The sequence below is a fragment of the Novosphingobium sp. genome, assembly GCF_027486195.1.
In the GTDB taxonomy this organism is placed as follows: domain Bacteria; phylum Pseudomonadota; class Alphaproteobacteria; order Sphingomonadales; family Sphingomonadaceae; genus Novosphingobium.
Window position 1 is genome coordinate 16,566 of record NZ_JAIXPP010000118.1, and the last position, 24,874, is coordinate 41,439.

Sequence of the window (24,874 nt, forward strand, 5' to 3'; positions counted from 1 at the left end):
ATGTCCCTCAAGTTCTCGATGATGCTGCAGGCGATCGACCGGGTGACCGGTCCGGCGAAGCGCATCCAGAACTCGATGAAGGGCATCGGCCGGCAGGCAAAGGAAATGGCGCGCGACGTCGGCCGCGTCGGGCGGGAGGCATCGCAGATCACGCGGCTCGACCGGGCATCGCGAGCGCTGGTCGGTGCGATCGGCGCCGCCGGCCGGGCGGCGAAGCACTTCGCGGGCAAAGCGGGTCTCGGCAGCTGGGGCGATGCGGCCGAGCTGGCAGGGTTCGGTATCGGACGGCTGGTCAAGAAGGTCGGCGGCTTTGCGCTGGACGCCGCGAAATGGGCGGGCGCTGCCGGCATCGGTGCGGTTACGTTCTCGCTCTATGATCTGTTTAGGACTGCAGGTGAGTTTGAGGCATTTCAATCCCAATTGAACCGTGAGTTCGGGTCGATCGCCAAAGGTAAAGCGGCGATGGACTGGATCAATAAGTTCGCCTTCGACACACCGTACGAGCTTGATCAGGTGACGGAGTCGTTCCTCCGGCTGCGGAGCTACGGCATCGATGCCATGGACGGCTCGCTGCGTAGTGCGGGCGATGCTGCATCGGGAATGAATACGGACCTGATGTCAGGGGTCGAAGCGCTGGCCGACGCGATGACCGGTGAGTACGAGCGTTTGAAAGGTTTCGGGATCACCGCCAGCCAACAGGGCAAGAAAGTGCGGTTGAGCTGGAACAAAGACGGCAAGGCTATGTCTATGGGCGTAGCCAAGAATGCGCTCGACATGAAGAAGGCGATAACCGGGATCTGGGACTCCAAATTCGGCGGGGCCATGGTCAGGCAGAGCACTACCTTCTTCGGGATCATCTCCAACCTCAAGGGTGCTTGGACCAATTTCCTTGTCATGGTCGCACAGGCCGGTGTGTTCGACATCGTCAAGGGAAAGCTTCAACAGCTCCTTGATTGGGTCAGCAAGCTTGCCGCTGATGGCACCCTGCAGAAGTGGGCAAAGCAGATTTCAGACTGGCTGGAGGTTGCCGTCCAGAAAGCAGACGATTTCGTGAACAAAACCGACTGGAATTATGTGCTTGGCCAGATCGAGCAGATCGCAACGGCGGCAAGCCTTCTTGCTGACGCGGTGATCACGATCGCACAGTATAGCGGCAAAATAGGCTCCGTTCTCAATTTTGGGCACCAGATTGACGATTGGCTTTGGAGCTTCACCAAGGATAAGCCCGCAAACGCCACATCATCTGCGCCGGCCGCGCCGCCCAGGCTCAACCGTCCCTCGCCACTCCATCAGGGTGCTAGTGGCTACTCGAAAAAGGATTTCGAAGCCGCGCCACCCGTGAAGGTGGGCGGCGCGGTCAAGGTCGAGCTGGTGGCGCCGAGCGGGTGGAGCGTGCGCACGCGCGAAATGAAGTCTGACAATCCCCAGGTGCCGGTGCTGCTGCAGTACGGCCGCTCGATGGGAGGCGCAAAGTGACTTGGCGCGATGAATACCAGGCGGGCTCGTTCCGCGGCGTCGCCTTCCGGACGCAGTCGCATGAGCGCAGCGGCGGTCGACGCAACGCCGTGTTCGAGATGCCCGGCCGTGATGAGCCGTTGGTCGAGGACCTTGGCCGCAGAGCGCGCCAGTTCTCGCTCGAGTTCCATGTGATCGGCAGCGACTATCGGTCGCGGCGCGACGCCCTGATCGATGCGCTCGAGGCGGAAGGGCCGGGTCTGCTCGTGCATCCCTGGCATGGCCAGATCATGGTCGCGGTGATGGACTACCGATCGTCCGAAAGCACGCAGGACGGCGGCATGTGCTGGTTCACGGTGACCTTTCAGGAGGCCGGCATCGAGGTGTCCGCTCCGATCGCGGTCGAGAGCGGCCAGCTCGGTGTTGCAGAGGCGGACAAGGTCGTGGCGGACATCCCCGGCCGGCTGGCCGGCTCGTTCTCGATCGAGGATGCCGCGGCCTTCGTGGAAGACGCATCGGCCTCGCTGGTGACAGGCATGGCACAGGTGACGCAGATCGCGGCCAGCCTGCAGGGCGGCGTTGGCCCAGCTCTTCGCGCATTCGAGGCTGGCCTTTCGCTTCTGCCGGCGAACATGCAGGGCCTGATGCGTGCGCCGCTTTCGCTCGGGCTTTCGATCGTCGGCCTGGTCTCGACCGTCTCCGTGCTCAGCACCTCGCCGCGCCGCAAGATCGCGGCTCTGACGATCATGCTCGACTGGGTACCGTTGGGGCTGAACACGTTCGCGCCCACCGGCAACCGCAAACGCGAGGCTGCGAACCGCGATGCGCTGCTGGCTGCGTTCCGCCTCACCACAGCGGCCGAGCTGGCGCGCGCAGTCTCCGCCAGCAGCTTTGCGAGCTATGAGGATGCGGTCACCGTGCGCGATGCCGTGACGACGCGGCTCGACGTGCTGGCGATCGCGGCAGCCGATGCCGGCGACGATGCTACCGCTGCGGCCTTTGACGGACTTCGCCGCGCGGTGACGCGTGATATCGCAGTGCGCGGCTCCAACCTGGCGCGTACCTATGGCGTGCTCCTGCCGCAGAGCGAGCCGGCGTTGCGGCTTGCCAACCGCGTCTATGGCCGCATCGGCGTGGAGGATCGGGCGGCCGAGCTGGTGGCGCGAAATGCGGTTCTCCATCCAGGCTTCCTGCCGGTCGGCGTGGAGCTGCAGCTTCTGACAGCTGATTCGGCACGCCCGGATGCGGTGGCACCATGAGTGCCCGGTTCGACCGCCTGGCGCGCCATGACGTGACGCTCTGGCTGGATGGCCAGGGATGGTCCGGGTGGACCAATGTCAGCATCGAGCGCGGGATCGATACGGTCGCCGGCGGCTTCGCCGTAAGCTTCACCGACAAGGTCCGCACCGGCGATCGGGCGTGGTTCGTTTCAGCCGGAATGGCCTGCAAGGTGACGCTTGGCGAAGAGACGCTTGTGACAGGGTATCTCGATAGCGTGAGCCGCGCGATCGACAGCGAGAGCGTAACGATCAATCTTCGCGGGCGGGACAAATCGGCCGATCTGGTAGACTGTTCCGCTCTTAACGCACCCGGCATGTGGCGCGGCCAGAAGCTCGAGGCGATAGCCCGCGAGATCGCGGCACCGTTCGGGATCGATATCGTCGTGACTGGTGACACCGGGAAGCCATTCACCCGCTTTGCGCTCCAGCAGGGAGAAACCGGCTGGGCCGCCATCGAACGCATGGCCAGCTACCGCGGCCTGATCGCCTGGTCGACGGGGGATGGTTCGATCAGGATCGGCAATCCGGACAGCGGCGATGTTTCGGGACAGATCGTCGGCGGTGTCAACGTGATCTCGGCGGAGTGCGATCAGGACCATGCCGAGCGGTTCTCGGTCTACCTTACGAAGGGGCAGGCATCCGGCGATGACAACCGTCATGGCCGCGCAGTGGCCCAAGTCAAAGCCGAGGCCCGCGATCCCGGCATTGCCCGCTATCGGCCCATGCTGATCGTGGCGGAGGAGCAGGCCGACACGGCCAATCTGCGCGAGCGTGCTGCATGGGAAGCCCAGACGCGTGCGGCGCGCAGCCTCCAGCGGCGCGTGACCGTTCCGGGCTGGTTTGCGGCGAATGACGGGTCTGGTCCGGCCTGGCGGCCGGGCGCGCGGGCTTATGTCCGCATCCCATGGTGCAACGTCGACGAAACCTTGTTGATCGAGCGGGTGCGCCTGGTCCGCGATAGCGAGGCAGGCACCACTTCAGAGCTGACGCTGGTTCCACCCGAAGCCTGGGCGAAGCTTGCCGAGCCGGAGCCGAAACAATGAACCTCGCCGACCAGATGCGGCGGGTCATGGCGCCGATCGAGGGCCGCGTTCGGCTGATGCTGGCGCGCGCGATCGTCAATCTGGTCTCGGATGCGGCGCAGGCACAGGAGCTGCAGATCGATTTGCTTGCCGACGAGACACATGACGCGGTGGAGCGCCTGCAGGATTATGGCTTCACGAGCGTGCCGCACGCCGGTGCCGAAGCCCTTGTGGCGTTCGTCGGCGGCCTTCGCAGCCACGGTGTGGTCATCGCCGTGGCGGACCGGCGTTATCGCCTGCGCAGCCTCCAAGCCGGTGAAGTCGCGCTCTACGATGACCTCGGCAATGTGGTGAAGCTCGGCCGCGAAGAACTGTTTATCGAGGCGGTGGCCAAGGTGCGTGTCATCGCGCCGATCGCGGTAATCGAAGCGGATGACGTCCGGCTCGGCGGGGACGGCGGCGCAGCAGTCGCTCGTGTGGGCGACGATGTGAACCTGACAACGGGCAAGATCATCAGCGGCAGCGCGAAGGTGACATCGGCATGATCGATCTCGCTCTTGAATGGGATAAAGAAGCGTCGATCGCCGATCTCGTACTGAGCGGCGGAACGCTGCAGACGCATTCTGGCCTTCGCTCGGCCATCCTGATCTCGCTGTTCTCGGATGCACGCGCAAACGAGACGGCGACCCTGCCCGAAGAGGGCGGCGATCGCGGAGGCTGGTGGGGCGATGACTTCGGCGGGGATGTCAGCTCCGGCGCTGCGGATCGTGATTATCGCAACACGCTGGGATCGCGCCTCTGGCTGCTGCGCCGATCGAAAGCCATGCAACAGGTCCTTCGGGACGCGCGCCAGCATGTGCAGGACGCGCTTGGCTGGCTGATCCGCGACGGCATCACCAGCGCGATTTCCGTCGAGGTCGAAGCACAGGGTGAACGCCTCGCGATCGCTGTCACGCTCGATCGACCGACCGGCCCTGCACGGGAGCGCTACGACTTCACCTGGGAGGCATCCGTATCATGACGCTGGTCCGTCCGACCCTTTCTGCCCTGATCGAGCGCGCCCGTTCCGACATCGAGTCGCGTTTGCCCGGGGCTGACAGCCGACTGCGCCATTCGGTGCTCGACGTCCTTGCCCGGGTCCACGCCGGCGCGGCGGCAGGGCTATATGGCTACCTTGCCAATGTCGCCGAGCAGCTGATGCCCGACACGGCATCGAGCGAGTTTCTGGTCCGCCACTGTGCGGTGTGGGGCCTTCGGCGCAAGGCGGCAGTCGCGGCGGTCATTTCGGCCACTGCCACTGGGACGAACGGCTCGGTCATCCCAGCAGGCACGCAAGTGGCGCGGAGCGACGGCGCGATCTACTCAGCGACGGAAGCCGCGATAATCAGCGGCGGGACAGCCATGATCACGCTGCAGGCGTTGGATGCGGGGCTTGACGGCAACGTTACCGGCGGGACCGTTCTCACGCTGGCGGCGCCAACTGCTGGCATCAACGCCACAGTCACCGTCGTGGCGACAACGAAGGCAGGAGCCGAAGAGGAAGACGACGAAGCTCTGCGAGCGCGCCTGCTGCAGCGGATCCGCACGCCCCCGAAAGGGGGCACGGCATCCGACTATGTAGGCTGGGCGCTGGAGCAGGCCGGTGTGACGCGCGCATGGTGCTACCCGGGGTGGCTGGGTGCCGGGACCGTAGGGGTGACATTCGTCATGGATGGCCGTGTCGATCCGGTACCGCTCGCTGCCGACGTGCTGGCGGTCCAGCAGGCCCTTGATCAGCTTCGGCCCGTGACCGTAGCTCTCACGGTCTTTTCGCCGATGACGCTACCGGTGAACTTCACGATCGCCGCGACGCCGCCCACGCTGGCTGTCCAGACGGCGATCGCGGCCGAGTTGCAGGACTTCTTCCGGCGCGAGGCCGAGCCGGACGGCACCATCTATCTCAGCCGCATCAACGAGGCGATCAGCCAAGCCGAGGGTGAGTTCAGCCATATGCTCAGCGCTCCGGCTGGCGACATCATTTCAAGCCCGGGTGTTCTGCCCGTGCTTGGGAGCATCGCGTTCGCATGAGCGGCGAAATGATCTATCCGCGCGGATCGAGCGCCTACTTCGAGCAGCTCCGAGCTCTGCTGCCGCGCGGCTCGGCGTGGATTGCCGATGCCGGGACGACGCTCGGCAAGCTCCTTTCCGGCCTGTCGATCGAGCTGGCCCGTATCGATTCGCGCGGCGTCGATCTGATCGAGGAAGCCGATCCGCGCACCGCCTACGAGCTTCTGCCGGATTGGGAGCGCGTTGCCGGCCTGCCGGATACGTGCACCGGCGCGCCCGAGACTGCACGTGAGCGACAAGCCGCGCTGCACCAAAAGCTCACATCGACCGGCGGCCAGACAATCTCCTATTTTATCGAACTGGCCGCCAAGGCGGGCTTCCTGATCGAGATCGATGAACACCGGCCTGCCGCCATCGGGGTAGCCTGCGATGCCGAACTCTATGGCGATGACTGGGCGTTTGCCTGGACCGTCCGTGTTCTCCCTTTCAACGGAACGCAGCAAGGGGAATTGCCCGTTGCGGTCGCGGAGGCCGGAGACCCGGTCGGGATCCCGCTCCGCGGCTGGGGTGCGCTCGATCTAGAGTGCCTGATCGGACGCGCGCGCCCAGCCCATACCACAGTCCTGTTTGCCTACGAGGTCGAGCCAGAGCCGGCCCTGTGGTTCGATTTCACGCGATGAGAAGGATTTGACATGCACCGCATCGACACATTGGGGAGCGTTGAAGGAAAGTTCGACGAAGGCAATCCCGCCACTGGCCAGCGCGCTACGCGGATCTCGGCGGACTGGATGAACGACGTCCAAGAGGCGCTCTGCTACGTCATTGAACAGCAGGGCATCACGCTGGAAAAGGGCGATGAAACCCAGCTTCGTGCGGCCATACTCGACCTGATTTCCGGTGTGATCGGCGCGGGTGGCGGGGCTGTCCCGACTACGCGACAGGTCAATACGTCGGGGCTTGCCACTGGCGGCGGAGACCTCGCGGCGAACCGGACGATAAACGTACCGAAGTCGAGTTCGGCCGAAATCACCGCGGGATCGGTCGACACCAAGGCGATCACGCCCGCCGGCCTGTCAGCGGCTTTCGCAGGCGTGACCGGGTTGAACGGCTATGTACCGCTTCCGGGCGGATGGTTGCTGCAGTGGGGCTACCTTCGCGGGGCCTATAGCGAGGGCAGTGTGGCCGTGACCTTCCCGACGACCTTCCCGACCGCATGCTACGCGGCGATCCCGGTTGCGGTGAACCTGCCCGCCAACAATTCGTATGACGTGTGGTGCCAAGGGGTGAGCAAGTCGCCGAGCGGCGCCAGCTTCTATTTCAACTTCGACGGGGACGCGACGAACTCGATCAGCGGCCTCGACTACATCGCGATCGGCAAGTGATCGCCACAACACGGAGATTTGGACATGGGTAAGTTCTGGAGTGCTGGCGCAGGCGGCTTCTTTGATGAAGACATTCACGGCGCAAAGCTGATCGCAGCTCCGCAGACCGCACGTGAGATCAAGGCGGGCAAGCGACCCAAGATGGTGCCCAACCCGGATTGCATCATCCCGACCGACGCTGTGGCGATCAGCGTTCAGACTTACAACCGACTGCTGGATGAGCAGTCCGCCGGGCTTGAGATCGTCGACCTCGGCAATGGCCCACTCGCACGAACACGCGAGCTGGATCCGGAAACGCGCCAGACCATGCGGCAACGGCAGCGTGATCGGCTGCTCGCCGCCAGCGATTGGACCCAGCTCGGCGACACACTGGTCGATGAACCTCAGCTCAAGTCCGCTTGGGCTGCCTATCGGCAGGCGCTGCGCGATCTCGACATGGATGCCGAGGATTGGCCTGCAGCGCCTGTGGCGGCTGACTGAAGAATGTGCCGCTCCTTAACGGGGGCGGCCGAGGCGGTAGCAACGCCTCGAACCGCGAGCTGTAACTCGCACCTTGGGGCTGGCGCGCCAGCCCTTCAGCTCCCCCGGCCGTCACGGCGGAGCATGGATAGGTGCTCGAAGATGAAGGAGTCGTTTAGGTGCGGCGCTTGCAACGCGCTGCTTTTCAAGGCAGATAATGGAGCGCTGGCGGGCACGATCGAAATCAAGTGCCGGCGGTGCCGCCAGATCAATCAATTGAGGCCTGTGAGCCCTCCGAGAGCGCGAGACTGAGCGCCGACGGAGACCTCTCTTGTGGTTGTTCATTCCCGAGATGCCGGCCACCTCGCCGGAAGCATCAATGGCTTATCCCTCTGCGCTGGTTACGGCGGTCTCGAGCTCGGTCTCGCGATCGCCGAGCCCGCCTATCGCACTGTCTGTTTCGTCGAACGGGAAGCCCACGCTGCGGCCACTCTCGTGGCCAGGATGGAAGACCAAGCCCTGGATCACGCGCCTGTCTGGGGCGATCTCAGATCCTTCGACGGCAAGCCTTGGCGCGGCAAGGTTCATATCCTCACTGCCGGATATCCCTGCCAGCCGTTCAGCAGCGCGGGCAAGCGACGGGGCAAGGCCGACCCTCGGCACCTGTGGCCCGAAGTCGAGCGGATCATCGACGAAGTCCGTCCTGGCGCTGTCTTTGTCGAGAACGTCGAGGGGCACATCGATCTGGGACTTGCCGATGTCGTCGGAGGGCTTCGCCGCCTGGGCTACAGCGCAAAAGCGGGCCTGTTTACGGCGCGAGAAGTGGGCGCTCGCCATAGGCGTCGCCGCCTCTTCATCCTGGCCTACGCCGACGGCTTCGGACGCTGGCTACATGCCAGATGTGATGATCGGAGCGGGCGATCTTGTGATCGGCAAGCCATTCGACAAGGCGCCGACCAGCTCGGGCCAGTTCTCGCTGACCAATGCGGCGCGGGCCTGGACGAAGACATGGGCAGCGCTGACCGGCATGGGCTGGAAACCGGTGCCAATGCCCCGCTCTTCGCCCCAGGTCCGGGTGAGCTTCAGGTTTGGCACCGGCTCCTATATCGGCGGCCTGATTTCCAACCCGCGCTTCTTCGAACACGTGATGGGATGGCCGATCGGGTGGACCGCACCAGGGGAGCCGGTAACGGAGTTTGCAGCCTGGCTGCAGCGCTCGCGTACCGAACTCTCAAGGCTGATTTCGCTGCGGGAGGGCGTGAGCCATGACGCTTGAGTCCATCAAACCGGTGAAGCCGGTGGCGCCCTGGCAGGGCGGCAAGCGCGCGCTGGCCAGCCGTCTTGCGGAGAGCATCGCGGCGACGCCTCATGTCCGCTATGTGGAGCCCTTCGTCGGCATGGGCGGGGTATTCTTCCGACGCCGGCGTCGGCCGCAGATGGAGGTGATCAACGATATCAACAGCGATGTCGTGACGCTGTTCCGGATCTTGCAGCGGCACTACCAACAGTTCCTCGACGTACTCAAATGGCAGGTGTGTAGCCGCGCCGAGTTCGAGCGGCTGACCCGCGTCGATCCCGACACGCTGACCGATCTGGAACGCGCCGCACGCTTCCTCTACCTGCAGCGCGCAGCGTTCGGCGGGAAGGTGGCAAAGCAGACGTTCGGGATCGACTTCCAGCAGGGCGCGCGGTTCGATCTGACCAAGATCGTGCCTATGCTCGAGGACGTGCACGAGCGGCTCTGCGGCGTGGTGATCGAGCGCATGCCATTCGCCGCTTGTATCGCCCGCTATGACAGCCGGCCAGGGACGCTGTTCTACCTCGATCCGCCCTACTGGGGCTGCACCGACGACTATGGTCTTGGGCTGTTCTCAGAGGCTGATTTTGAGGTTCTGAGAGGGCTCTTAGCAGGGCTTCAGGGGCGCTTTATCCTGTCGCTCAATGACACGCCCGAGGTGCGGCGGCTGTTCGCTGGATTCGACATCGAGGAGGTCTCGTTGCACTATGGCGTCGGGGGTGGGCAGCGGCCCGCTAAAGAGGTGATCATCACCGGCCCGTGAAAGGGGGCGATGTTGGAACTGGAGCATTTGGCAGCCATCCTGACAAGGAAGCTGCACGTCGATATTCCGGGTCTGCAGCAAGTCGTGCTCGCAGCCGTTCTCGAAGCTCATCGCCGGTCAGATATTCCTAGCCAGCGTGCAGAGCACGTTGTCGTCGGCATCATCGATGCACTTGCCCACCGAGGGACACCCGTTGAAGACTATGTCGATAGCCGAGCTAGGCAAAGCTGGGAGAGGGATCTTCGCACCGCTTACCTAGAGGCATTTCGTCGCGCTTCACGCCCGGATACGATCTATTGAGTGCTCCAGAATGTCTTGTCCGGAACTCCAGAACCTCTTGTCGCGCTTCAAGCGCCCACGGGGATACCGTTCAGGAGATGTACCATGACCAAGTACCGTCCCCGCGAAGGCAGCGCACTCTCGCCTGCGGCCCGCATTACCCAGGAAATCATTGCCTGGCTCGAAGCCGGAACCAAGCCATGGGTGCAGCCCTGGCGGGGTGTTCCCGTCTCGCGGCCCTTGCGGGCCTGCGGCATCCCTTACCGCGGCATGAATTGCTTCTGGCTCTGGATGGTCGCCGACATGTGCGGCTATGCTTCGCCGTTCTGGATGACCTATCGCCAAGCGAAGGAGCTTGGCGGCCAGGTCCGCAAGGGCGCCAAAGCGACCATCGCGATCTTTTACAAGAGCTACACCAAGGAGGTGGAGGCACCGGATACCGGCGAGAAGACCGACGAGGCGCGGCGGGTGCCGGTTACCCGCGCCGGTTCGGTGCCGAACAGATCGTCAAAGACCTTGTCGCTGTCCTGCGACTGGGCGTGCGCCGGGGCGGCCAGCAGCAGTGCTGCCAGCAAAGCGAAGAGAAATCGCATGGCCCCGCACCGGTCGCTCGTTCCAGTCGGTTCAGAGCTGGACGCGGCGCGTGGCGATCAGCCCCGGCGCCTTGGGATCGGACGAGACGTAGTCGATGCGCACGTCATGGCCGATCAGCTTGGCCCTGATGTCCGCCGGCAGCGGCAGCATCACGTCGCGGTCGGTGTTGGGGGTATAGATGGCGATACCGCGCACGCTGTAGACCGGGTTGGCCTCGCCGGCGATCGTCAGCCGCAGGTCGCCATAAGTCGAACGCGTGCCGGCGCGGGTCAGCTTCACGACGAGCATGTTGTCGCCCTCGCGGGAAAGCGCCGCATTGTCGACCGTCGCGGTGGCGTCGAGCGTACCGATCCGCACGATGACCGGGATGGTGACCGAGCGTACGGCGATGAGCTGGATCGACAGCGAGCCGTCGTTGGCGTCTTCGGCGGGCGCGGCCGTTGCCGTTCCGACATTGGTCGGCGCAGCCATGAGCCGCAGATGGCTGCGATATTCGCCCGGAGCGAGGCCTGCTGGCGGCGTGACCGACACGCGCAGCGACTGGCGGGCGCCGGGCTCGAGGATAACGCGGCGCGGTGAGAAGCGGATCATGTCGGCGGCGAACAGCTCGCCAGTGCGGGTGTCGGTGGCGGTTTCCAGCGCACCGTCGCGGCGCATGCGGCGGTTTTCGACATCGATGCGGTAGGCGGTCTGGGCGTCGCTCTTGTTGACCAGGATCAGTTCGGTGCTGCGTTCGGCACCGGCGAGGACGACGCGGCTCGGCGCGACCATCAGCTGGGCGGCGGCAGGCGTCGGCAGCGATTGAACGGCGAGCGCCGCAAGCAACGGCGCGATGCGCGCAAAGCGGGTAGAAAAGTACATGGCAGGGGACTTTCCTTGGATGGGGCAGGCGCGGCTGGACCGGGTCGGAGCCCGGAGCGCCTTGCGGGCGATCCGGGCTCCTTCCCCTGCCAGAGACGATTACTGGTATTCGACGGCGACGACGAAGCGGCCGGTGTACTTGCCGGCGGCCTGGCGGACACCAACGTCGAGCGTGCCGCCGACGGTGAAGCTGTCTGCGCCCTTGACGAGACGGCCGTTGTCCTTCGAACCCGTGAAGTCGAACACCTTCATGCCATCACCCTTCTCGTTGGTGATCTCGATGCCGCCCGGAAGCGAGATCGTGTAGACGGCGTCGGCTTCGCCCTTCACGTCGAAAGAAGCGGCGGTGTGGTCGGCGGTCAGGCAGGTCAGCGCAGCGCCGCACTTCTTGTCACCGGCGGGGGTCACGACGACCTTGTCACCCTGCGTCAGCGACGGAGCGATGGTGCCGAAGTACAGCGACGAGGTGTTGGCGATTTCGAGCGGGGCGATGATCTTCGCACCGGCGCCGGCTTCGGCGGTGACGGGCGCAGCGTTGGCAGCGGTCGCGCCAGCAATGGCGAGGACAGTGCCGAGAGCGAGGGGCGAGATGAAGTTGCGCATTCGTGTTCTGCGTTAAAGTTGCCATCTGGCAGAAACGAGCGTCGGAACCGTTCCGGCTCTGCCCCCTGCTTTTCAAAGAGCGTGCTAAGTGGGATTTCGCGGGAGAAACGCGCAGAAAAGCGCCATGCTATTCAGAATAGCTGCTGGTTTTTCGCCAAACTGCAAAAATGAACTTTGCAAACTGCGAGGACGCTGCAGCTTGCGAAGCGCTGACGTCGAAGTCAGTGGCATGGATACGCAAAAGCGTCTGGCTGATGCTGCCAGGGCTGCCGGTCGGCGCTTTGCCTTCTGATCCGGCCCGTTTCGCCGGCCTTCACAACGCGGCGAGCGCGCTGGCAACGAGGAGAGCCAGGTCGCCATCATGCGCAAAACCGGCGCGCTCGGCCGCCGGGGTTTCTAGCGGGGGCTGCGTGCCGAACATGGCTTCGAGCGCTATGTCAGGCTCCCAGGAAACGAGGTTCGGCTCTACGCCGCATTGCCGCGCGATTTCGGCGGCAAGATCGCCCATCGCGATGCGCAGTGCCGGCAGCGTGACCGCACGCGTCGGCGGCAGGAGCGCGGCATCCAGCGCCAGGGCGTGGACGAGGTTCGCGGCGCAGCACGTGATCGACTGCGCCCAGATCGTGGCTCCGGCGGAGACCGGGCAGATGAAGGACTCGCCTGCCTTCAGCGCATGGAACAGGTCGCTGATGAACGCCGATTTGAGGCCCGAGGGGCCTTTGGGGCGCGCGAGAATGCCGGGGAGGCGCACGGTTACCCCATCGATCAGGCCGCGATTGGAGAACATCGCCACCGCCTGCTCCATCATCGCCTTGTGCCCGCCATAGATCATCTTCGGGACAAGCGGGGTCGCATCATCGACATGCGCGGGCAGGGGATCGCCGAAGACCGCGATCGAACTGGCAAAGACCACGCGCGGGCGCCCGCCCGTCTCCGCCACTTCGAGCAGCAGATCGTACATCGCATCGACATTGATCCGGCGCGAGGCAGCGGGATCGGCCTCCGCCGCGCCGCCGGGCACCGTGGCGAGGTGGATCAGGGCCTTGCAGCCATCCGCCAGCGCGGCGGCGCGAATTGCGGCATCACCCAGATCGCCGGCAATGGCGCGGGCGCCAGCTGGAATGTCGCCCGCTGCGGTATCGATGCCCACCACCCCATGGCCCGCCGCAAGAAGCTGCCGGACGAGCGCTCGCCCGACAAAACCGCCTGCACCTGTTACCACGATCGTCATGTCCGGCCTGCTCCTCGCGAAAAATGCTGCGAGACGCATGCCACATCATCGGAACTGGTGCGCACCGGATTCCGCTGCGCGCATGTCGAGCAGGGGATAGAAACGGAACTCGGCGCCTCTGCCCGTGAAGCTTGGCGGCGCGGGATCGTGGAATACGACGGTTCCGGCTGAGTCCAGCACTTCGACATCGAGCCGGGCGGAAGCCTCCGTGTAAGTGGCGCCGACCACCGAGTAAGTGTCGTCTTCGGTCACGTGCATGGCGCGATAGTCGTTCACTGCATCGAACTCGAAGCGAAAGTAGCCGCCCGCATCGGTCTTGGCCGTGCGCCGCGCGATCTGCGCCAAGCGCGGATCGGTGGTGCCGTCTCCAACGATCCGGACCACATGATCCGGCGCAGGCTCGCCATCGGCATCGAGGACATAGCCGTGGAATATGGGCTTGCTGCCAAGGCCCTCGGCAAGCTGACCGGCGAGCCTGGCAAAGCTTGCCACCTCGCGTTGCAGATCGTGGGCGCGACGGGCCCGCTGCTCGGCGAGCGAGGCTGCGGTCTCGTCGCTCTCGGTTGCTGCCAGCCGCTTTGCTTCGCGCCGCTGCGACTGGGCGAGGCCGGTGATCAGCGCCTCCTGCAATTGCAGCATCTGCGGGGCAATGCGGGCAATCTGGCCGAACACGCTGTCGATCGCTGCCTGCTGGTCTGCGGCGGTATGGCGGGGGCCGGATTGCGAAAAGGCCTTCATGCTCTCGGCGTTGAAACGCGCCATGATCGTTCTCCGGTGGTCAGGGTTGGGGCATGAACGCCTTCTTGGCGCCCGTCGCGAGGTGGCTTTCGATGCCGTGATCGTCGCCGCACAGTTCCTTGCAGAAGGCGGTGCCGAGCACGAGGTTGTGCGCAACCGCCCGTTCGATGCCGTTCGCCTTGAGGCAATGGGTCGATTGGTTGCTGTCGGCCGTATTGAGGATCCCGAAGCTGAGCACCGAGAAGAACGCGCGGCCCCAGGTTTCTGCGAGGCGGTTGTCGCTGGTGCGCACCGACGATCCGGCGGCGACCAGACCGGCCACGGCAACGCGGCCATCGACATGGTATTCGAACTGGTTGTCGCAAGCGGAGACATCATCGAGCGAGAGCAGCAGGACCGAACTCAGGTCCGCGCCCTTGGGTGCCGAGCGCATCAGGAAGCTCACCTGATTATCATTGAACGCCAGCTTGCCCGTGGGCAGGCGCGGCCAGATGCCCTTGGTGAAGACGCCAAGCCGCGCCACGGTGCAAGCATCGACGCCGAGGTTGTAGCCCATCGCTTCGGCCACCTTGAGCACGGCCGCGAGCAGCAGGCCGAGCGTCCATTCGCGGCTTACGCCGAAGTTGGCGACGAGAACCGTGCGGGCCATCGGGTCGGTGACCTTCTCGGCCATGGCTTCGCTGAGGAAGCGGTTGTCGGTGATCGCCATCGGCCCGGCGCCGAGCAGGAACAGGGCCCGGCCGAGCGGTTGTTCGACCTGATTGCCGTGGATGCGCAGCTGGCCACCAGCTTGGCGAGCGCGCGCTGCGCCTTCGGCCATCATTGCCTTTGCATGGCCGTACCTGGCCGTGCCGGGCAGATTGAGCGTGAGCGCGAGCCAGACGTGAATGCCCGCGCGGATGCCCTCCTGCGCCGCTTCGGCGGGCTCCTCGCCGGGCACGCCGTTGGAGCGGATCACGTTGCGTTCGATCGTGAGGCCATCGGCCACCAGCACGAACACCCCGCAGACCGGCGTGAGCCAGTCCCGGCCGTTGTGTTCGATCACATTGCCTTCGATCACCAGATCGGTGGTCAGCGCGAGCGATATGCCGCCATAGCCGAGAAACAGGATCATCGCCGATTTCGGCTGGGCGACCGTGTGGCGCAGGCAGTGGGCGATGCGGTTCCCGGCAATCCTGAGATCGTGAACAGTGACCAGTTCAAGGCCGGTCTTCAGGCTGAACCCGAAGAAGCGGACCACCGCGATCCCGTTTGCGCCGTGCCGAGCAATCACGTTGTCGGCAATCTCGATCTCGTAGAGGTCACCCGCCGATACGAAGCGCACGGGGCCATCGCCGTTGTCCGGCGGGACGCTGCTGTCAGTGGGATCGCAGGGGGCGCAGGGGTCTTCCAGGTCGATATCGGGAATGTCGGAACCATCCGGGTACTGCTCGTCGATCCGACGGATGCTGCCGAGCGTGATGCCGTTGCCCATTCCGCCAACGATGACGTTACCGCGCACCAGCACGTTGACGCTACCGCCGCCGAGCTGGATGCCGCCGCGCGCCGCATCGGCGTCCTCGGCCCGGTCCGGCGCGGCGCGCTTGTGGAAGATCCGCTCGAGCGCAGCGGGGAGCGGTTCGATGATGTTGTCCTCGATCTCGATCGCCTTGCCTTCGGCATAGACGGCGGTCCAGGGCGAGAAGTCCTCACGCGCATCGCGGAACTGGATCAGGCAATCAGCAAGGCGCACCGCCTTGCTGGAGCGCACCGCGACCACGGGGCCGTTGCCGCCTTCGAGTGCCAGCGCTTCAACGCAGATGTCTTCGCTGCGGGTGATGGTCACCGCAGTCGATTTGTCACCGGTTTCATCGGGCGCGACGATGCGCGAGCGCGGGCCGCAGCCGTGGATGGTCACGTTGTGCAGGCCGTCGATCACCACGGCCTCGCGGAATGTGCCGGGCAGCACGCAGACGGCCCCGCCAGCGGGCGGCAAGGACGCAAGCGCGGCGGCAATCGTATCGAACATGCCGAAGCTCTCGATCCCGTCGCCGACGGTGACCGTGCAGCAGCCGCGAATGCGGGTGAGCGGCAGGAACGGCGGGCGGCAATCGTCGATCAGCACGCCGGTTGCGCTGCCGGCGGCCGAGCCGGTCCATTCGATGAGGCCCAGCGGCGCGCGGTAGCGCCGGATGCCGTTCGGCGCCGCGCCGCTCGGCAGCGCCAGTTGCCACGGCACGATCGCGGCAGGGGCCGCCAGGCGGGCCCCGATGATCCAATGATCACCGGGGCGCAGCGGCGCGCCATTGAAGGTCACGCTAAGGCCGGTGTTGCCAAGCTTGGTGGTCGCGACGGGAATCGCGGCGGGCGAGGCAAGGTCGTCGCCCCGGTCCCACACGCGCACATAGAGGAAGTCGTCGTCGGGATCGGCTGGATCGTTGAACTGCGCCTTGTCGCCGCGTCCGGTCCAGTTGGCAAAGCCTTCGGAGGCGAGCAGCGGGGTGTCGATCTCGAAGGTCTGATTATCAGGATCGTAGCTGACGAGGACCTTGCACAAGTGCCCGGCCACTTCGGACACGCGCTCGCCGTTGGGCAGGGCGGCGGACCACGGCAGCAGCTCGACGACCATGTCCTTCAGCGGCCAGTGCGCCGCATCGCGCGGCAGGGTCAGCAGCTTGAGCAGGACGTTCTGCCCGCCCTTTGCGGAGATCTTCGCGCGGTAGAGCGGGGCGGCATTGTTGTAGCCCCAGGTGTAGTGGCCGGCATCGACCATCTGGACGCGGATGGCCTGATTTTCCGCGCCGAGATAGCCGCCCGGCTGCGGCGGGGAGCACAGATCGCCGACGGTGACCGGCGCGGTGAAGCCCACGGTCAGCGTTGCCGTCGTAGTCATCTCCATGTCGGGGGCGATGGTGCCCATTGGCGCGAAGCTGGCGAGCGCGGCGGCCCAGGCAGCGGGGCAGGCGGTGCCGGTTACACCGGACATGACGTGGACCCGGCGCATCGTGCGCCAGCGCGCGGAGGTATCGGGTCCGCCGAGCGCGACTTCGAACAGTTCGCTGTCTTCCACCGCGGTGACCGGCTGCTGCCAGGCTTCGATCCAAACGAGATCGGTGCGTTTGACGCCCGGTGCGGGCGGCACGGGGGCGGCGGCCTTGTCGAAGTTGAGCCAGTCCTTCTGCTCGAGAAAATGCTCGCTTCCCGCAGTTTCGAGCCGCAATCCGCCGAGGTAGAGCTCGCCCGGGGTCAGCGTGAAATCGAGCTTGCCGCCGCTGACCGCAAAGCCCGCAGGGAGGAAGCCGGCACCCGGCGCGCCATAGGCTCCGATGGCGTGGATGCGGGTGCGCCGCAGCTCCTCCGCTTCGATCGACGAGGCTTCGTTGAAATCGTCATCGGTCAGCACGCGGCCTTGCTGATGGCGGACCCCTGCGTACTGCTTGCGCTGGTCCCCCAGCTGCCGCGACAGGTCGATGGTCGACATCTCAGTTCTCCACGATCACGGCCGGCAACCGGCCAAAGGGCATGTATTCGTCGATCTTGGCGCGCAGGCCATCGAGCCGGACGGGGCGGCGCTCACCTGCCCAGGCGCCGATTTCGCACTGCTCCTCCGATCCGCGCTGGATCTGCGCCGGCGCGTTGGGCGAAAGCTCAGCGTAGGCGGGATTGCCAAACCGGCGCGAGGCGAACAGGCGCTGGAGATCGGCCACTTCGTGCGATTCATAAGGGTGCGGCACGCGCGAGCCCGGCCCCCGCGCGGAGAAGCGGAAGCAGCCGGACTGGAGATCGGTGACATCGGCGCGGGCGGCGATCAGGACATTGGTGGCATCGAGCTTTTCGACATCGAGCGCGAGGGCATTGATCGCCGCGCCGATCACCGTGCAGTTGGTCATGGTCACCGCTGTGCGCGGGGCGACAATTCCGGTGGCGCCGGTCTGGCCGGCATCGATGATGCAATTACGCAGGATCAGCCGGTCGAGCGAGGCACCCGCGCCGCTGAGGACAATGCCGGGGAGAATGCAGTTCTCGATGACAAGTTCATCGAGGGTGCCGGCCACGACGAGGCCGCATGGCAGGATCGCGCCCCCGCCGCCGTCGATACCGCCGGGATCAAGCGTGCAGAACCGTAGCGAGACCCTTGCGTAGGAACCCTCGAGCCGCAGCTGGCCCGAAAGCGCGCCGATCCACAGGCCGTCGATCACCAGCGCGCGGTTGTTGCCCGCCGCGCCGAGCCTCCAGTCGGCGGCGAGGCGCACATAGGGCCTCTCCTGCTCGCGCGCGCGGATCGTGAGGTCGGTGATGGCGGGCTGATTGGGCGGATTGTCGAAGGTCGTGCTGTCGGACAGTTCGAGCACCCCGCTGGTCGGCACCCCGGCGGCGGTTGCACGCTGGGCCCAGAGCGCAGTCGCCGCAGTCCGCGCGGTGCGCCGGGCGAAGGCACCCGCACCGATCGGCGCGCTCATGCCGGTGGTATAGCGCGCGCGCAGGTCTGTGGGCGGCGCGGCGCCGGGATCGAACAGCATGCGCCCGCGCGCCGGATCGAACAGCAGATCGATTCCGGCAGGCGCGCTGCGGTTCCAGTCGCTGAGGTCAGCCGCGCGCATGGCCGCGCGCGGGACGGGCGCGGCGCCCTTGATGCCGAGCGACACCGCATCGTTGAGGACCACTGCGCCGCTGTCATCCGTCAGCGTAAGCGCAAGGATCTGCGCGAAGACGCCTGCGCCGGTCAGTACTGTGCCCTGCGGCAAGCCTGCGAGCACGCGCTGCAGCCCCGCGCGCGTGGCAAAGCGCTGTCCTGCGATCTGGCCAAGACTTTTGGCGCAGGCGCGGCGGGTGGCCTGACTGGCGATCAGCGCGGTGCTGCGGACCCACCCGATGACGGCATCGCCGATTTCGAAGGTTTCCTCGTTGTAGAGGCGGCAGTCGATCACGCGGGGGAGCTCGCCCTCGGCTGCGGTGCGCCAGGCGCTCCAGTCCGTTCGCGCCAGCCCGCGGGCGAACAGCGGCACATCGCGTCCGCTGGGGTCGAAGCTGTAGCCATCGCGGGTGGCGGCAAGGTTCTTGACGAGCCGGGGCGTGACATTGCGGAATTCGACGAGCGTCAGCCGGTGCAGGTGAAAGCCCAGCACGGGGATGCCGCGCAGGCCAAGCCGATCGTGCGGACGGCGCATTTCCGGGGTGTAGTGGAATTCATCGAAGGCACCGCCGGTGAGCAGCGCGCCGCGCACCGAGCGCAGATCGGCAAGGCCGCCTTCGGGCGTGCCGGTCACCCTGCCGGGCGCTGCGGGACCATCAAGGCCATGCCGATTGCGGGCAAGGCGGCGGAATTCCTCGACCAGCTTGGCATCCCACCCGGCGATATCGTCGCAGAGTTGCTCCAGCACCGCGAGGGTGCCTTTGCGGCGGCGGTAGTAGATCGTCTTGGCGACATCGCTGCGCCGCCCGCGCGGATTGAGTGCGGAGACCAGCCGCGCGGCGACCAGCTCGGCGATGTAGGGCACCGCCCAGTCGTCTGCGAGTTCGACGAAAATATCGTCCCACAAGCGGTCCTGGCTGCGCTTCATCACCGCCGCCTGGCTGGCGAAGGCCCGCAGCAGCGCGCGCAGGGCCGAACCGCCTTCGGTCTCGTCCGCCTCGCGGATAGCGGGGGGCACCCAGTCCCACAGCCGCTCGGTGTAGTATTCGCGGTAGAAGTCGCGTGCGGTTCCCATGTCGAGCCCTATCCTGCCAGCCGGCCGTTGACGCGCACGCCGCCGCCCGCAAAATCGAAATAGGCCCCTGCGGCGGGCACGCGCGCGACATCGCCAAACGGGGTTCCATCGAAGCTCAGCGCGCGCAGGGCGGTGACGCCGGGAACTTCCATGATCGCCTTGATCACCACACTGGCGAACAGCGTGCTGTCCGGTCCCAGCCGCTCGGGCCGCAGCAGACCGCCGGTGCCGGGGAGGCCCGCCGGGGCGAACAGCGCCTTGCCGACCGCATCGGCAATCGCATCGGCCACGTAGTCCGGCGAGACCGCGATATCGACTTCGAGCCGGGCGGATTGGGCGGCGGCACTGATCACGGTGATCGGCGCATCGTTTTCCGCGAGCGCGCGCAGCGCCGCGCGGATCGGCGCGGCAAGCTGCGGATCGCCGATGTAGCGCACCACGGCGGCCGGGCGTTGGCCAGTCTTGTCCCACGCCCACACCGCGCGGGCCGCGCGCACGCCCGATGTCTGCGCCGCAGCCGCCGCGATATCGACGAGCGAGATCGCACGCCCGAGGAGGAGCGCCGAGGCCGGGCCGCGCGTGCGGATCTCACCAGCGGCTTCAGCATCGGCGCCGCCGAACGCGGGCAGGACGTTGCGCACCGAGCGCAATTTTGCAATCGGCCGGGCAAGCTGCTTCACCGAATCTGCGGGCGGCACCGCCGATCCGGTGCCGAAGCGATAGTCGGCCATCACTTGCGCGCCCGTCGGCAAGCGCATCGCGCCGCCGAAGTCGATATCGGTCTCGCCATCCGCATCGTGCCGCACGACGTAGACCTGTGCGTCGGCGGGTTGGCCGTAGAAGCTCTCGACCTCGCGCCACGCCACCCCGCCGACATGGATGACCAAAGTGCTGACCCGCCCGGCGGCGTTGGCGGCGGCAAGGTAAGTCAGCGGCTTCTTCTTTAGCCGGAAGCTCTGGAGCGGCAGAGCGGCGTTGCCTGTGCCGATCACCTCGCCGTGAACGCTCTCGCCCCGCGTGGCGAGGAAGGTATTGCCATAAAGCGTCACCGGCTGGACGAGCTGCTGCGGCCAGACCGGCGTATCGGACAGAGTGGCCGAGTGCGAGGCCGCATCGAGCGTGCCGCTGGTGACCACAGCCTCGCCGTGCGTATCTTCGAGCGCCAGGTGAGTGACCGCCATGCGCGGCGGATCGACGAGACCGGGCATGTGGACCGGATCGCCGCTGGCGAGCGTATCCTTGTGCGGCGCATGGAGCGTGGCGGCATCGGCCATGGCATAGTGGACCACCAGCCCCGGCAGATCGGCTTCTGCATAGGGGAGGGCGCTGTCGAGCGTGATCGTGGTTGTGCCCGCCTTGACGGCAGGGCTGACGAGCGTGCTCACCTTGTTGGCGCTATCGGTCAGCGTGCTGGTCAATCCGGCCAGCACGGTGAACTGTGCCTCGCCGACGCTGACCACGCGGCGTGCCGTGATGATGCCCCCGGCCTCGAACGCAACGATATCGCCGGCCTGGATCGGCACGCGCGCCTCAAGCGCCAGCGTCGCGCCCGCAAGCACTGCCGGATCGCCCGAAACTGCAGCGTGCTTCCAAACCCCGCAGCGCGCGCCGCCGCGCAGCAGCCGGGTGTTGGCAAAAGTCGCGCCAGTAGGCGGCGTCACCGCGGCGGCAAACTCCACGAAAGTGACCGCGCGGCGGATGCGCAAGGCCATCGCGGCGGTTTGGGCTATGCGGGCGGCGACCAGTCCGCCGGGGGCCGCGATGACTACCAGCTTGCCGCTGCCCGCGCGCAGCGAGCTTGCTACAACGGGCAGGCCGGTGAGCGGTGAGGGCAGGGCGATTGCCGGAACGCGGTCGACTGCGAGCCGGTTGATGCGCGGTTCGACCGTTTCGGACTGCTGCGCCTCGAACACTTGCGGCGGGCTGCCTGCGAATGCGCCCGAGCGGAATGCCGTGCCTTGCGGGATGGTGACGGGGCGCACGCCGTCAGCCTGCGCCGAGAGCCAGACCGATGCGCCCAGACCGGGGCGGGGCTTGTAGCCGAGCAGACCGATCAGCGCCCGCACCTGCGCCGGATCGCTGGCGGTGCCGAGATAAGCGGCATTGCAGGTCTGCATGTCGTAGAAGCTGGTGACGTCGCCCATGTAGGCGAACATTTCGGTGAGCATGACGCCGAAATCGGCGCGGTCACGCGCGCGCCATGCATCGAGCAGCGGTTCGCGGCCGACCGCGCCGAGCAGCGACGTCCGCCAGTCCGCGAAGGTGCCGATGGCGCGCGGGATCGCCGAAAGGCCTGCAGCACTGCCCAAGCTGGTGCAATCGTGGGTGTCACAGGTGCAGGCCATCAGGCGCCCCCTTCCATGATCAGCCGCACCGCGCCGCGTTCGGGCAGCGCGCGGCTGTTGGTCACGCGGACGAGCTCGCTCAGCCCAACTGGCAGCGTGAGTTCGTCAAAGCTGCGCCATTCGAAATAGCCGGGGCGGCGCACGCGCATCGCCTCAACCCCGCGGACGCCGGGAACGCCGTGCAGCGCGGCTATCAGCGCCGCGCGCGAGAGCGGCATGCCGAAGGTGAAGTTGTCCGGATCGAAGAAGCCGCCGCCCTGACCCGCCGTGCCGAACAGTGCGGCGAGCGCCGCTTCCTCCACCTCGCCGCGATAGGCATTGGCGGCAACGCAGAGCCGGATTTCGAGATCGAAATCGGCGTAGCGCGGTTCCATCAGCTTGACCTCGCGCCCTGCCTGCCGGGCGCGGTTGAGCAGGAGCATGAGATTTTTGCGCAAACCTGCTGAAACGATGGTGGTTTCGTGCGGATCGGGCGTCACGAAGATCGTCGGCCAGCTGCCAGTCCAACGGCTTGTCGCGCCTGCTTTCTGGATGGCGGGATCGCGCTCGGCGATGCGCGCATAGTCGTCCGGTTGGACCGCACGGTGGGTGATCGCACGGAATGCCTGCGGGGCGTTGGTGCGGATGGCCTGCGCGGTTTCGGGATCGCGCCCGCCAGTGCCGGCCAGCGGATTGTTGACCGAGAGCACGCCGGCAACCGCGATGGGCAGCACGGTCAGCGTATCGGGCGCAACATTGCCCCGGCTGCCGTTGCCGAGGCGGTAGCGGACGGTGAAGCGGCTTCCCGCTGCCGGAGACATGCCGAATTCGCCATCACCGAAGCGCAGGGTCGTGCCTTCGCCGGTGGCATAGTCGATCAGTTCGGTGACCTTGCCGAAGCGTTCGAAGCCGACGACGCGGCGGTAGAGCCCGTCTTCGAGCGTGAACAGCGGGTCGTCGGGCTCCGCCGTGGTTTCGCCGACCAGACTGGGCCGCCATTCCCACTCCGCCTTCTCGTCTTCGCACAGCACTTGCACTTCAGGCCGGAGGACACCGGACTTGTCCGCTTGCCACACCAAGGGCGTCTCGTCCGATCCGGCCAGAGAAAACAACGTCTTGACCCTCGCCGCCAGATCGGCGGCGCTGCCCGGATCGGGATAGCAGACGGTGCTATCAGGCCCGACCCGCTCGACCGCCATCGGCAGGCGGGCGTCGGGATCGGCTGGATCATCGGGCGGGCCGATGCGGAAGCGTGTCTCGTGGTAGGCACCCGCGGTGGCGGGCAGGAGATTGGCGCGCAGCACCAGCGTTTCGAGATCGAGATCGAACGGCGCGGGCGTTTCGAGCTCGAGCCGGGTGATCGGCGCAGCGGTCAGCGGATCGACTTCGTCGCGCGCGTCCTTCAGCCGCACCACCAGCCGGCGCTCAGGGATGTCGGGTGAGGGCGGGCGCGTCAGCAGCAGCACCCAGCGGCCCTTCGGATCGATGGCATTATCGGGCTGCAGCTCGGTCTCGTGCGCGCCGGTGATGCTCAGTTCGGTCGTGCCGGCGAGGAGGCAGGTGTCGTTCTCGTCCCAGATATAGGCGGGAATTTCGTTGCGCGCGGGGGCGATCGCAAACTTCGCAGGCGCCTTGGGCGGCAATGCGATCGGGCGATCGGCGAGCCCTCGGCCGATCTCGAACACCAGCTGGCGCTGCGCATCGGTGATCGCGGTGCCCGCATCGACAAAGCCTGCGGCCGAGGCCTGAACGTCGATCCACGCAAATGCGCCCGCTCCGTCGTCGAGCGGATAGTCGACCAGCCGGGCGAGGTGGCGCAGCGAACGGCGCTGGCTGGCCTGATCGAGCCGTCCTTCGCGATTGAGCCGGTCGTTGGCATAGGCGAACTCGTCGCCCAACGCAGCCGTCAGTTCGAGCACCATCATGCCGATATCGGCTTCGAGGCGGTCCTGCCACTCGGGGTAGCGCTGCGCGGCAAAGTCGGTCAGCGCGCGGCGGAAGCTCCAGAAATCGCGCGCGCGGTAGTCGACCGGGAAATCGATGCGCTCGTCCGTCGGGCAGGGGCGCGGCTCCGTTTCGCAATCGAGATCGCTGTCGCAGGCGGCCTTGAAGCTGAAGCGGACGTTGTTGAAGTAAGGGTCGAGGGCCGGACTGTCGATGCGCAGGCGGTAGTCGCCGAACCCGCCGGGCATGGCGGTGAGGAACTGGAGCACGGCGCGGCCATCGACCGGCGGCGGGAGCGGGGAGGCGCTCTGGAGCACCGGCACGCGCGCCGGATCGACGGCGCCGATCGCCTCGATGTGAATGTCGTCCACCGGCAGCGCGGCCAGTTGCGCGGCCACTGCGGCAGGCAGTACATCATGCTGAAGGAACACCGTCAGCACGGTCTGCGAGGGTGAAACCGCGATGAAATCGATGCCCGTCAGCGTGGTCGAGGCACGCAGGAGATCGGCGCGGTCGATGCTCATGGCGTCACCCGCAAGTTGAGATAGCGGCGCTGGCCGAGCACTTTCACGCCGTAGCCGATGCGCACCAGGAGCGCGGCATCATCGGCGCGGACGGTGACTTCGGTGACGGTGATCACATCGCCCAGCCACTTTGTCAGCGCCTGGTAGATCGTGGCCTGCGCCAGGGTTGCCGCCACTTCGCCGCCCGGCGCAAAGACCATGCGCTTCACTCCGCAGCCGAAATCGGGGCGGTTGATCCGCTCGCCCGGCGCGGTGAGCAGCACCTGCATGACGAGCTGTTCGACATGCGCATCGAAGCTCTGCTCCTGCGCGAGCCGCCCGCGCGCGGGATCGACTGCCAGCGGATAATGCAGACTGGTGAACGGCGGCTCTGCCATCAGGCGTT

General features: G+C 66.2%; 23 protein-coding genes and 2 pseudogenes. 15 read left to right on the top strand and 10 right to left on the bottom strand.

What is annotated here, in order from left to right; translation table 11 throughout:
* The 15 genes and pseudogenes from Q0071_RS20050 to Q0071_RS20115 form a co-directional block, all read left to right on the top strand.
* On the top strand, positions 1–1,476 hold the full coding sequence (locus tag Q0071_RS20050; protein WP_298173946.1) for a tape measure protein: 1,476 nt from the start codon (positions 1–3) through the stop codon (positions 1,474–1,476).
* Positions 1,473–2,714: a DNA circularization N-terminal domain-containing protein gene (locus Q0071_RS20055; protein WP_298173949.1), complete on the top strand. Its 1,242-nt coding sequence runs from the start codon at positions 1,473–1,475 to the stop codon at positions 2,712–2,714. The genes Q0071_RS20050 and Q0071_RS20055 overlap by 4 nt, the downstream gene beginning before the upstream one ends.
* Positions 2,711–3,778: a phage baseplate assembly protein gene (locus Q0071_RS20060; protein WP_298173951.1), complete on the top strand. Its 1,068-nt coding sequence runs from the start codon at positions 2,711–2,713 to the stop codon at positions 3,776–3,778. The genes Q0071_RS20055 and Q0071_RS20060 overlap by 4 nt, the downstream gene beginning before the upstream one ends.
* Positions 3,775–4,302 (top strand): phage baseplate assembly protein V, encoded by a 528-nt coding sequence (locus Q0071_RS20065; protein WP_298173953.1) that lies wholly within the window; start codon positions 3,775–3,777, stop codon positions 4,300–4,302. Before Q0071_RS20060 ends, Q0071_RS20065 begins: the two co-directional genes overlap by 4 nt.
* Complete coding sequence (locus Q0071_RS20070; protein WP_298173955.1) at positions 4,299–4,778, top strand: phage GP46 family protein; 480 nt, start codon at positions 4,299–4,301, stop codon at positions 4,776–4,778. Before Q0071_RS20065 ends, Q0071_RS20070 begins: the two co-directional genes overlap by 4 nt.
* Positions 4,775–5,824 (top strand): baseplate J/gp47 family protein, encoded by a 1,050-nt coding sequence (locus Q0071_RS20075; protein ID WP_298173957.1) that lies wholly within the window; start codon positions 4,775–4,777, stop codon positions 5,822–5,824. Before Q0071_RS20070 ends, Q0071_RS20075 begins: the two co-directional genes overlap by 4 nt.
* Positions 5,821–6,483: a putative phage tail protein gene (locus Q0071_RS20080; protein ID WP_298173959.1), complete on the top strand. Its 663-nt coding sequence runs from the start codon at positions 5,821–5,823 to the stop codon at positions 6,481–6,483. The genes Q0071_RS20075 and Q0071_RS20080 overlap by 4 nt, the downstream gene beginning before the upstream one ends.
* A 12-nt stretch (positions 6,484–6,495) precedes the next feature.
* The gene (locus tag Q0071_RS20085; RefSeq protein WP_298173961.1) at positions 6,496–7,185 is read left to right on the top strand and encodes a hypothetical protein; all 690 of its coding nucleotides are present in this window, start codon (positions 6,496–6,498) and stop codon (positions 7,183–7,185) included.
* A gap of 24 nt (positions 7,186–7,209) precedes the next feature.
* Complete coding sequence (locus Q0071_RS20090; RefSeq protein WP_298173963.1) at positions 7,210–7,665, top strand: phage tail assembly chaperone; 456 nt, start codon at positions 7,210–7,212, stop codon at positions 7,663–7,665.
* 141 nt (positions 7,666–7,806) lie between these two features.
* Complete coding sequence (locus Q0071_RS22550; RefSeq protein WP_366886852.1) at positions 7,807–7,956, top strand: Com family DNA-binding transcriptional regulator; 150 nt, start codon at positions 7,807–7,809, stop codon at positions 7,954–7,956.
* A 21-nt stretch (positions 7,957–7,977) separates the two neighbouring features.
* Positions 7,978–8,457 (top strand): annotated as a pseudogene (locus Q0071_RS22555) (DNA cytosine methyltransferase); the annotation flags it as partial.
* A gap of 91 nt (positions 8,458–8,548) precedes the next feature.
* On the top strand, positions 8,549–8,920 hold the full coding sequence (locus tag Q0071_RS20100; RefSeq protein ID WP_298173967.1) for a hypothetical protein: 372 nt from the start codon (positions 8,549–8,551) through the stop codon (positions 8,918–8,920).
* On the top strand, positions 8,910–9,704 hold the full coding sequence (locus tag Q0071_RS20105; protein WP_298173969.1) for a DNA adenine methylase: 795 nt from the start codon (positions 8,910–8,912) through the stop codon (positions 9,702–9,704). The genes Q0071_RS20100 and Q0071_RS20105 overlap by 11 nt, the downstream gene beginning before the upstream one ends.
* A gap of 9 nt (positions 9,705–9,713) precedes the next feature.
* A complete protein-coding gene (locus Q0071_RS20110) occupies positions 9,714–10,004 on the top strand; it encodes a hypothetical protein (protein ID WP_298173971.1) in 291 nt (96 codons plus the stop codon).
* An 84-nt stretch (positions 10,005–10,088) separates the two neighbouring features.
* Positions 10,089–10,454, top strand: a pseudogene (locus Q0071_RS20115) (ArdC family protein); the annotation flags it as partial.
* On the opposite strand, the gene Q0071_RS20120 reads toward Q0071_RS20115, so the two are convergent.
* The 10 genes from Q0071_RS20120 to Q0071_RS20165 form a co-directional block, all read right to left on the bottom strand.
* On the bottom strand, positions 10,394–10,576 hold the full coding sequence (locus Q0071_RS20120; protein ID WP_298174042.1) for a hypothetical protein: 183 nt from the start codon (positions 10,574–10,576) through the stop codon (positions 10,394–10,396). The pseudogene Q0071_RS20115 and the gene Q0071_RS20120 overlap by 61 nt on opposite strands.
* 31 nt (positions 10,577–10,607) lie before the next feature.
* Complete coding sequence (locus tag Q0071_RS20125) at positions 10,608–11,438, bottom strand: molecular chaperone (protein WP_298174044.1); 831 nt, start codon at positions 11,436–11,438, stop codon at positions 10,608–10,610.
* A 99-nt stretch (positions 11,439–11,537) separates the two neighbouring features.
* Positions 11,538–12,041 (bottom strand): DUF4402 domain-containing protein, encoded by a 504-nt coding sequence (locus Q0071_RS20130; RefSeq protein WP_298173973.1) that lies wholly within the window; start codon positions 12,039–12,041, stop codon positions 11,538–11,540.
* Positions 12,042–12,354: 313 nt separating this feature from the next.
* Entirely contained in the window at positions 12,355–13,272 is a 918-nt protein-coding gene (locus tag Q0071_RS20135) for an NAD-dependent epimerase/dehydratase family protein (RefSeq protein ID WP_298173975.1), read from the bottom strand.
* Between the two features lie 45 nt (positions 13,273–13,317).
* On the bottom strand, positions 13,318–14,034 hold the full coding sequence (locus Q0071_RS20140; RefSeq protein WP_298173977.1) for a carboxypeptidase-like regulatory domain-containing protein: 717 nt from the start codon (positions 14,032–14,034) through the stop codon (positions 13,318–13,320).
* A 16-nt stretch (positions 14,035–14,050) separates the two neighbouring features.
* Positions 14,051–17,470, bottom strand: coding sequence for a right-handed parallel beta-helix repeat-containing protein (locus Q0071_RS20145; protein WP_298173979.1), 3,420 nt, complete (start codon positions 17,468–17,470; stop codon positions 14,051–14,053).
* A gap of 1 nt (position 17,471) precedes the next feature.
* On the bottom strand, positions 17,472–19,697 hold the full coding sequence (locus Q0071_RS20150) for a hypothetical protein (protein ID WP_298173981.1): 2,226 nt from the start codon (positions 19,695–19,697) through the stop codon (positions 17,472–17,474).
* An 8-nt stretch (positions 19,698–19,705) separates the two neighbouring features.
* On the bottom strand, positions 19,706–22,042 hold the full coding sequence (locus Q0071_RS20155) for a hypothetical protein (protein ID WP_298173983.1): 2,337 nt from the start codon (positions 22,040–22,042) through the stop codon (positions 19,706–19,708).
* A complete protein-coding gene (locus Q0071_RS20160) occupies positions 22,042–24,489 on the bottom strand; it encodes a baseplate J/gp47 family protein (RefSeq protein WP_298173985.1) in 2,448 nt (815 codons plus the stop codon). The genes Q0071_RS20155 and Q0071_RS20160 overlap by 1 nt, the downstream gene beginning before the upstream one ends.
* Positions 24,486–24,866, bottom strand: coding sequence for a GPW/gp25 family protein (locus Q0071_RS20165; RefSeq protein WP_298173987.1), 381 nt, complete (start codon positions 24,864–24,866; stop codon positions 24,486–24,488). Before Q0071_RS20165 ends, Q0071_RS20160 begins: the two co-directional genes overlap by 4 nt.
* Positions 24,867–24,874: the final 8 nt, after the last annotated feature.

Excerpts from the sequence above, each read along its gene's own strand:
- Q0071_RS20050 (WP_298173946.1), top strand. The coding sequence starts at position 1 with ATGTCCCTCAAGTTCTCGATGATGCTGCAGGCGATCGACCGGGTGACC.
- Q0071_RS20060 (WP_298173951.1), top strand. The coding sequence starts at position 2,711 with ATGAGTGCCCGGTTCGACCGCCTGGCGCGCCATGACGTGACGCTCTGG.
- Q0071_RS20065 (WP_298173953.1), top strand. The coding sequence starts at position 3,775 with ATGAACCTCGCCGACCAGATGCGGCGGGTCATGGCGCCGATCGAGGGC.
- Q0071_RS20070 (WP_298173955.1), top strand. The coding sequence starts at position 4,299 with ATGATCGATCTCGCTCTTGAATGGGATAAAGAAGCGTCGATCGCCGAT.
- Q0071_RS20075 (WP_298173957.1), top strand. The coding sequence starts at position 4,775 with ATGACGCTGGTCCGTCCGACCCTTTCTGCCCTGATCGAGCGCGCCCGT.
- Q0071_RS20080 (WP_298173959.1), top strand. The coding sequence starts at position 5,821 with ATGAGCGGCGAAATGATCTATCCGCGCGGATCGAGCGCCTACTTCGAG.
- Q0071_RS20085 (WP_298173961.1), top strand. The coding sequence starts at position 6,496 with ATGCACCGCATCGACACATTGGGGAGCGTTGAAGGAAAGTTCGACGAA.
- Q0071_RS20090 (WP_298173963.1), top strand. The coding sequence starts at position 7,210 with ATGGGTAAGTTCTGGAGTGCTGGCGCAGGCGGCTTCTTTGATGAAGAC.
- Q0071_RS22550 (WP_366886852.1), top strand. The coding sequence starts at position 7,807 with ATGAAGGAGTCGTTTAGGTGCGGCGCTTGCAACGCGCTGCTTTTCAAG.
- Q0071_RS20100 (WP_298173967.1), top strand. The coding sequence starts at position 8,549 with ATGATCGGAGCGGGCGATCTTGTGATCGGCAAGCCATTCGACAAGGCG.
- Q0071_RS20105 (WP_298173969.1), top strand. The coding sequence starts at position 8,910 with ATGACGCTTGAGTCCATCAAACCGGTGAAGCCGGTGGCGCCCTGGCAG.
- Q0071_RS20110 (WP_298173971.1), top strand. The coding sequence starts at position 9,714 with ATGTTGGAACTGGAGCATTTGGCAGCCATCCTGACAAGGAAGCTGCAC.
- Q0071_RS20120 (WP_298174042.1), bottom strand. The coding sequence starts at position 10,576 with ATGCGATTTCTCTTCGCTTTGCTGGCAGCACTGCTGCTGGCCGCCCCG.
- Q0071_RS20125 (WP_298174044.1), bottom strand. The coding sequence starts at position 11,438 with ATGTACTTTTCTACCCGCTTTGCGCGCATCGCGCCGTTGCTTGCGGCG.
- Q0071_RS20130 (WP_298173973.1), bottom strand. The coding sequence starts at position 12,041 with ATGCGCAACTTCATCTCGCCCCTCGCTCTCGGCACTGTCCTCGCCATT.
- Q0071_RS20135 (WP_298173975.1), bottom strand. The coding sequence starts at position 13,272 with ATGACGATCGTGGTAACAGGTGCAGGCGGTTTTGTCGGGCGAGCGCTC.
- Q0071_RS20140 (WP_298173977.1), bottom strand. The coding sequence starts at position 14,034 with ATGGCGCGTTTCAACGCCGAGAGCATGAAGGCCTTTTCGCAATCCGGC.
- Q0071_RS20145 (WP_298173979.1), bottom strand. The coding sequence starts at position 17,470 with ATGTCGACCATCGACCTGTCGCGGCAGCTGGGGGACCAGCGCAAGCAG.
- Q0071_RS20150 (WP_298173981.1), bottom strand. The coding sequence starts at position 19,697 with ATGGGAACCGCACGCGACTTCTACCGCGAATACTACACCGAGCGGCTG.
- Q0071_RS20155 (WP_298173983.1), bottom strand. The coding sequence starts at position 22,042 with ATGGCCTGCACCTGTGACACCCACGATTGCACCAGCTTGGGCAGTGCT.
- Q0071_RS20160 (WP_298173985.1), bottom strand. The coding sequence starts at position 24,489 with ATGAGCATCGACCGCGCCGATCTCCTGCGTGCCTCGACCACGCTGACG.
- Q0071_RS20165 (WP_298173987.1), bottom strand. The coding sequence starts at position 24,866 with ATGGCAGAGCCGCCGTTCACCAGTCTGCATTATCCGCTGGCAGTCGAT.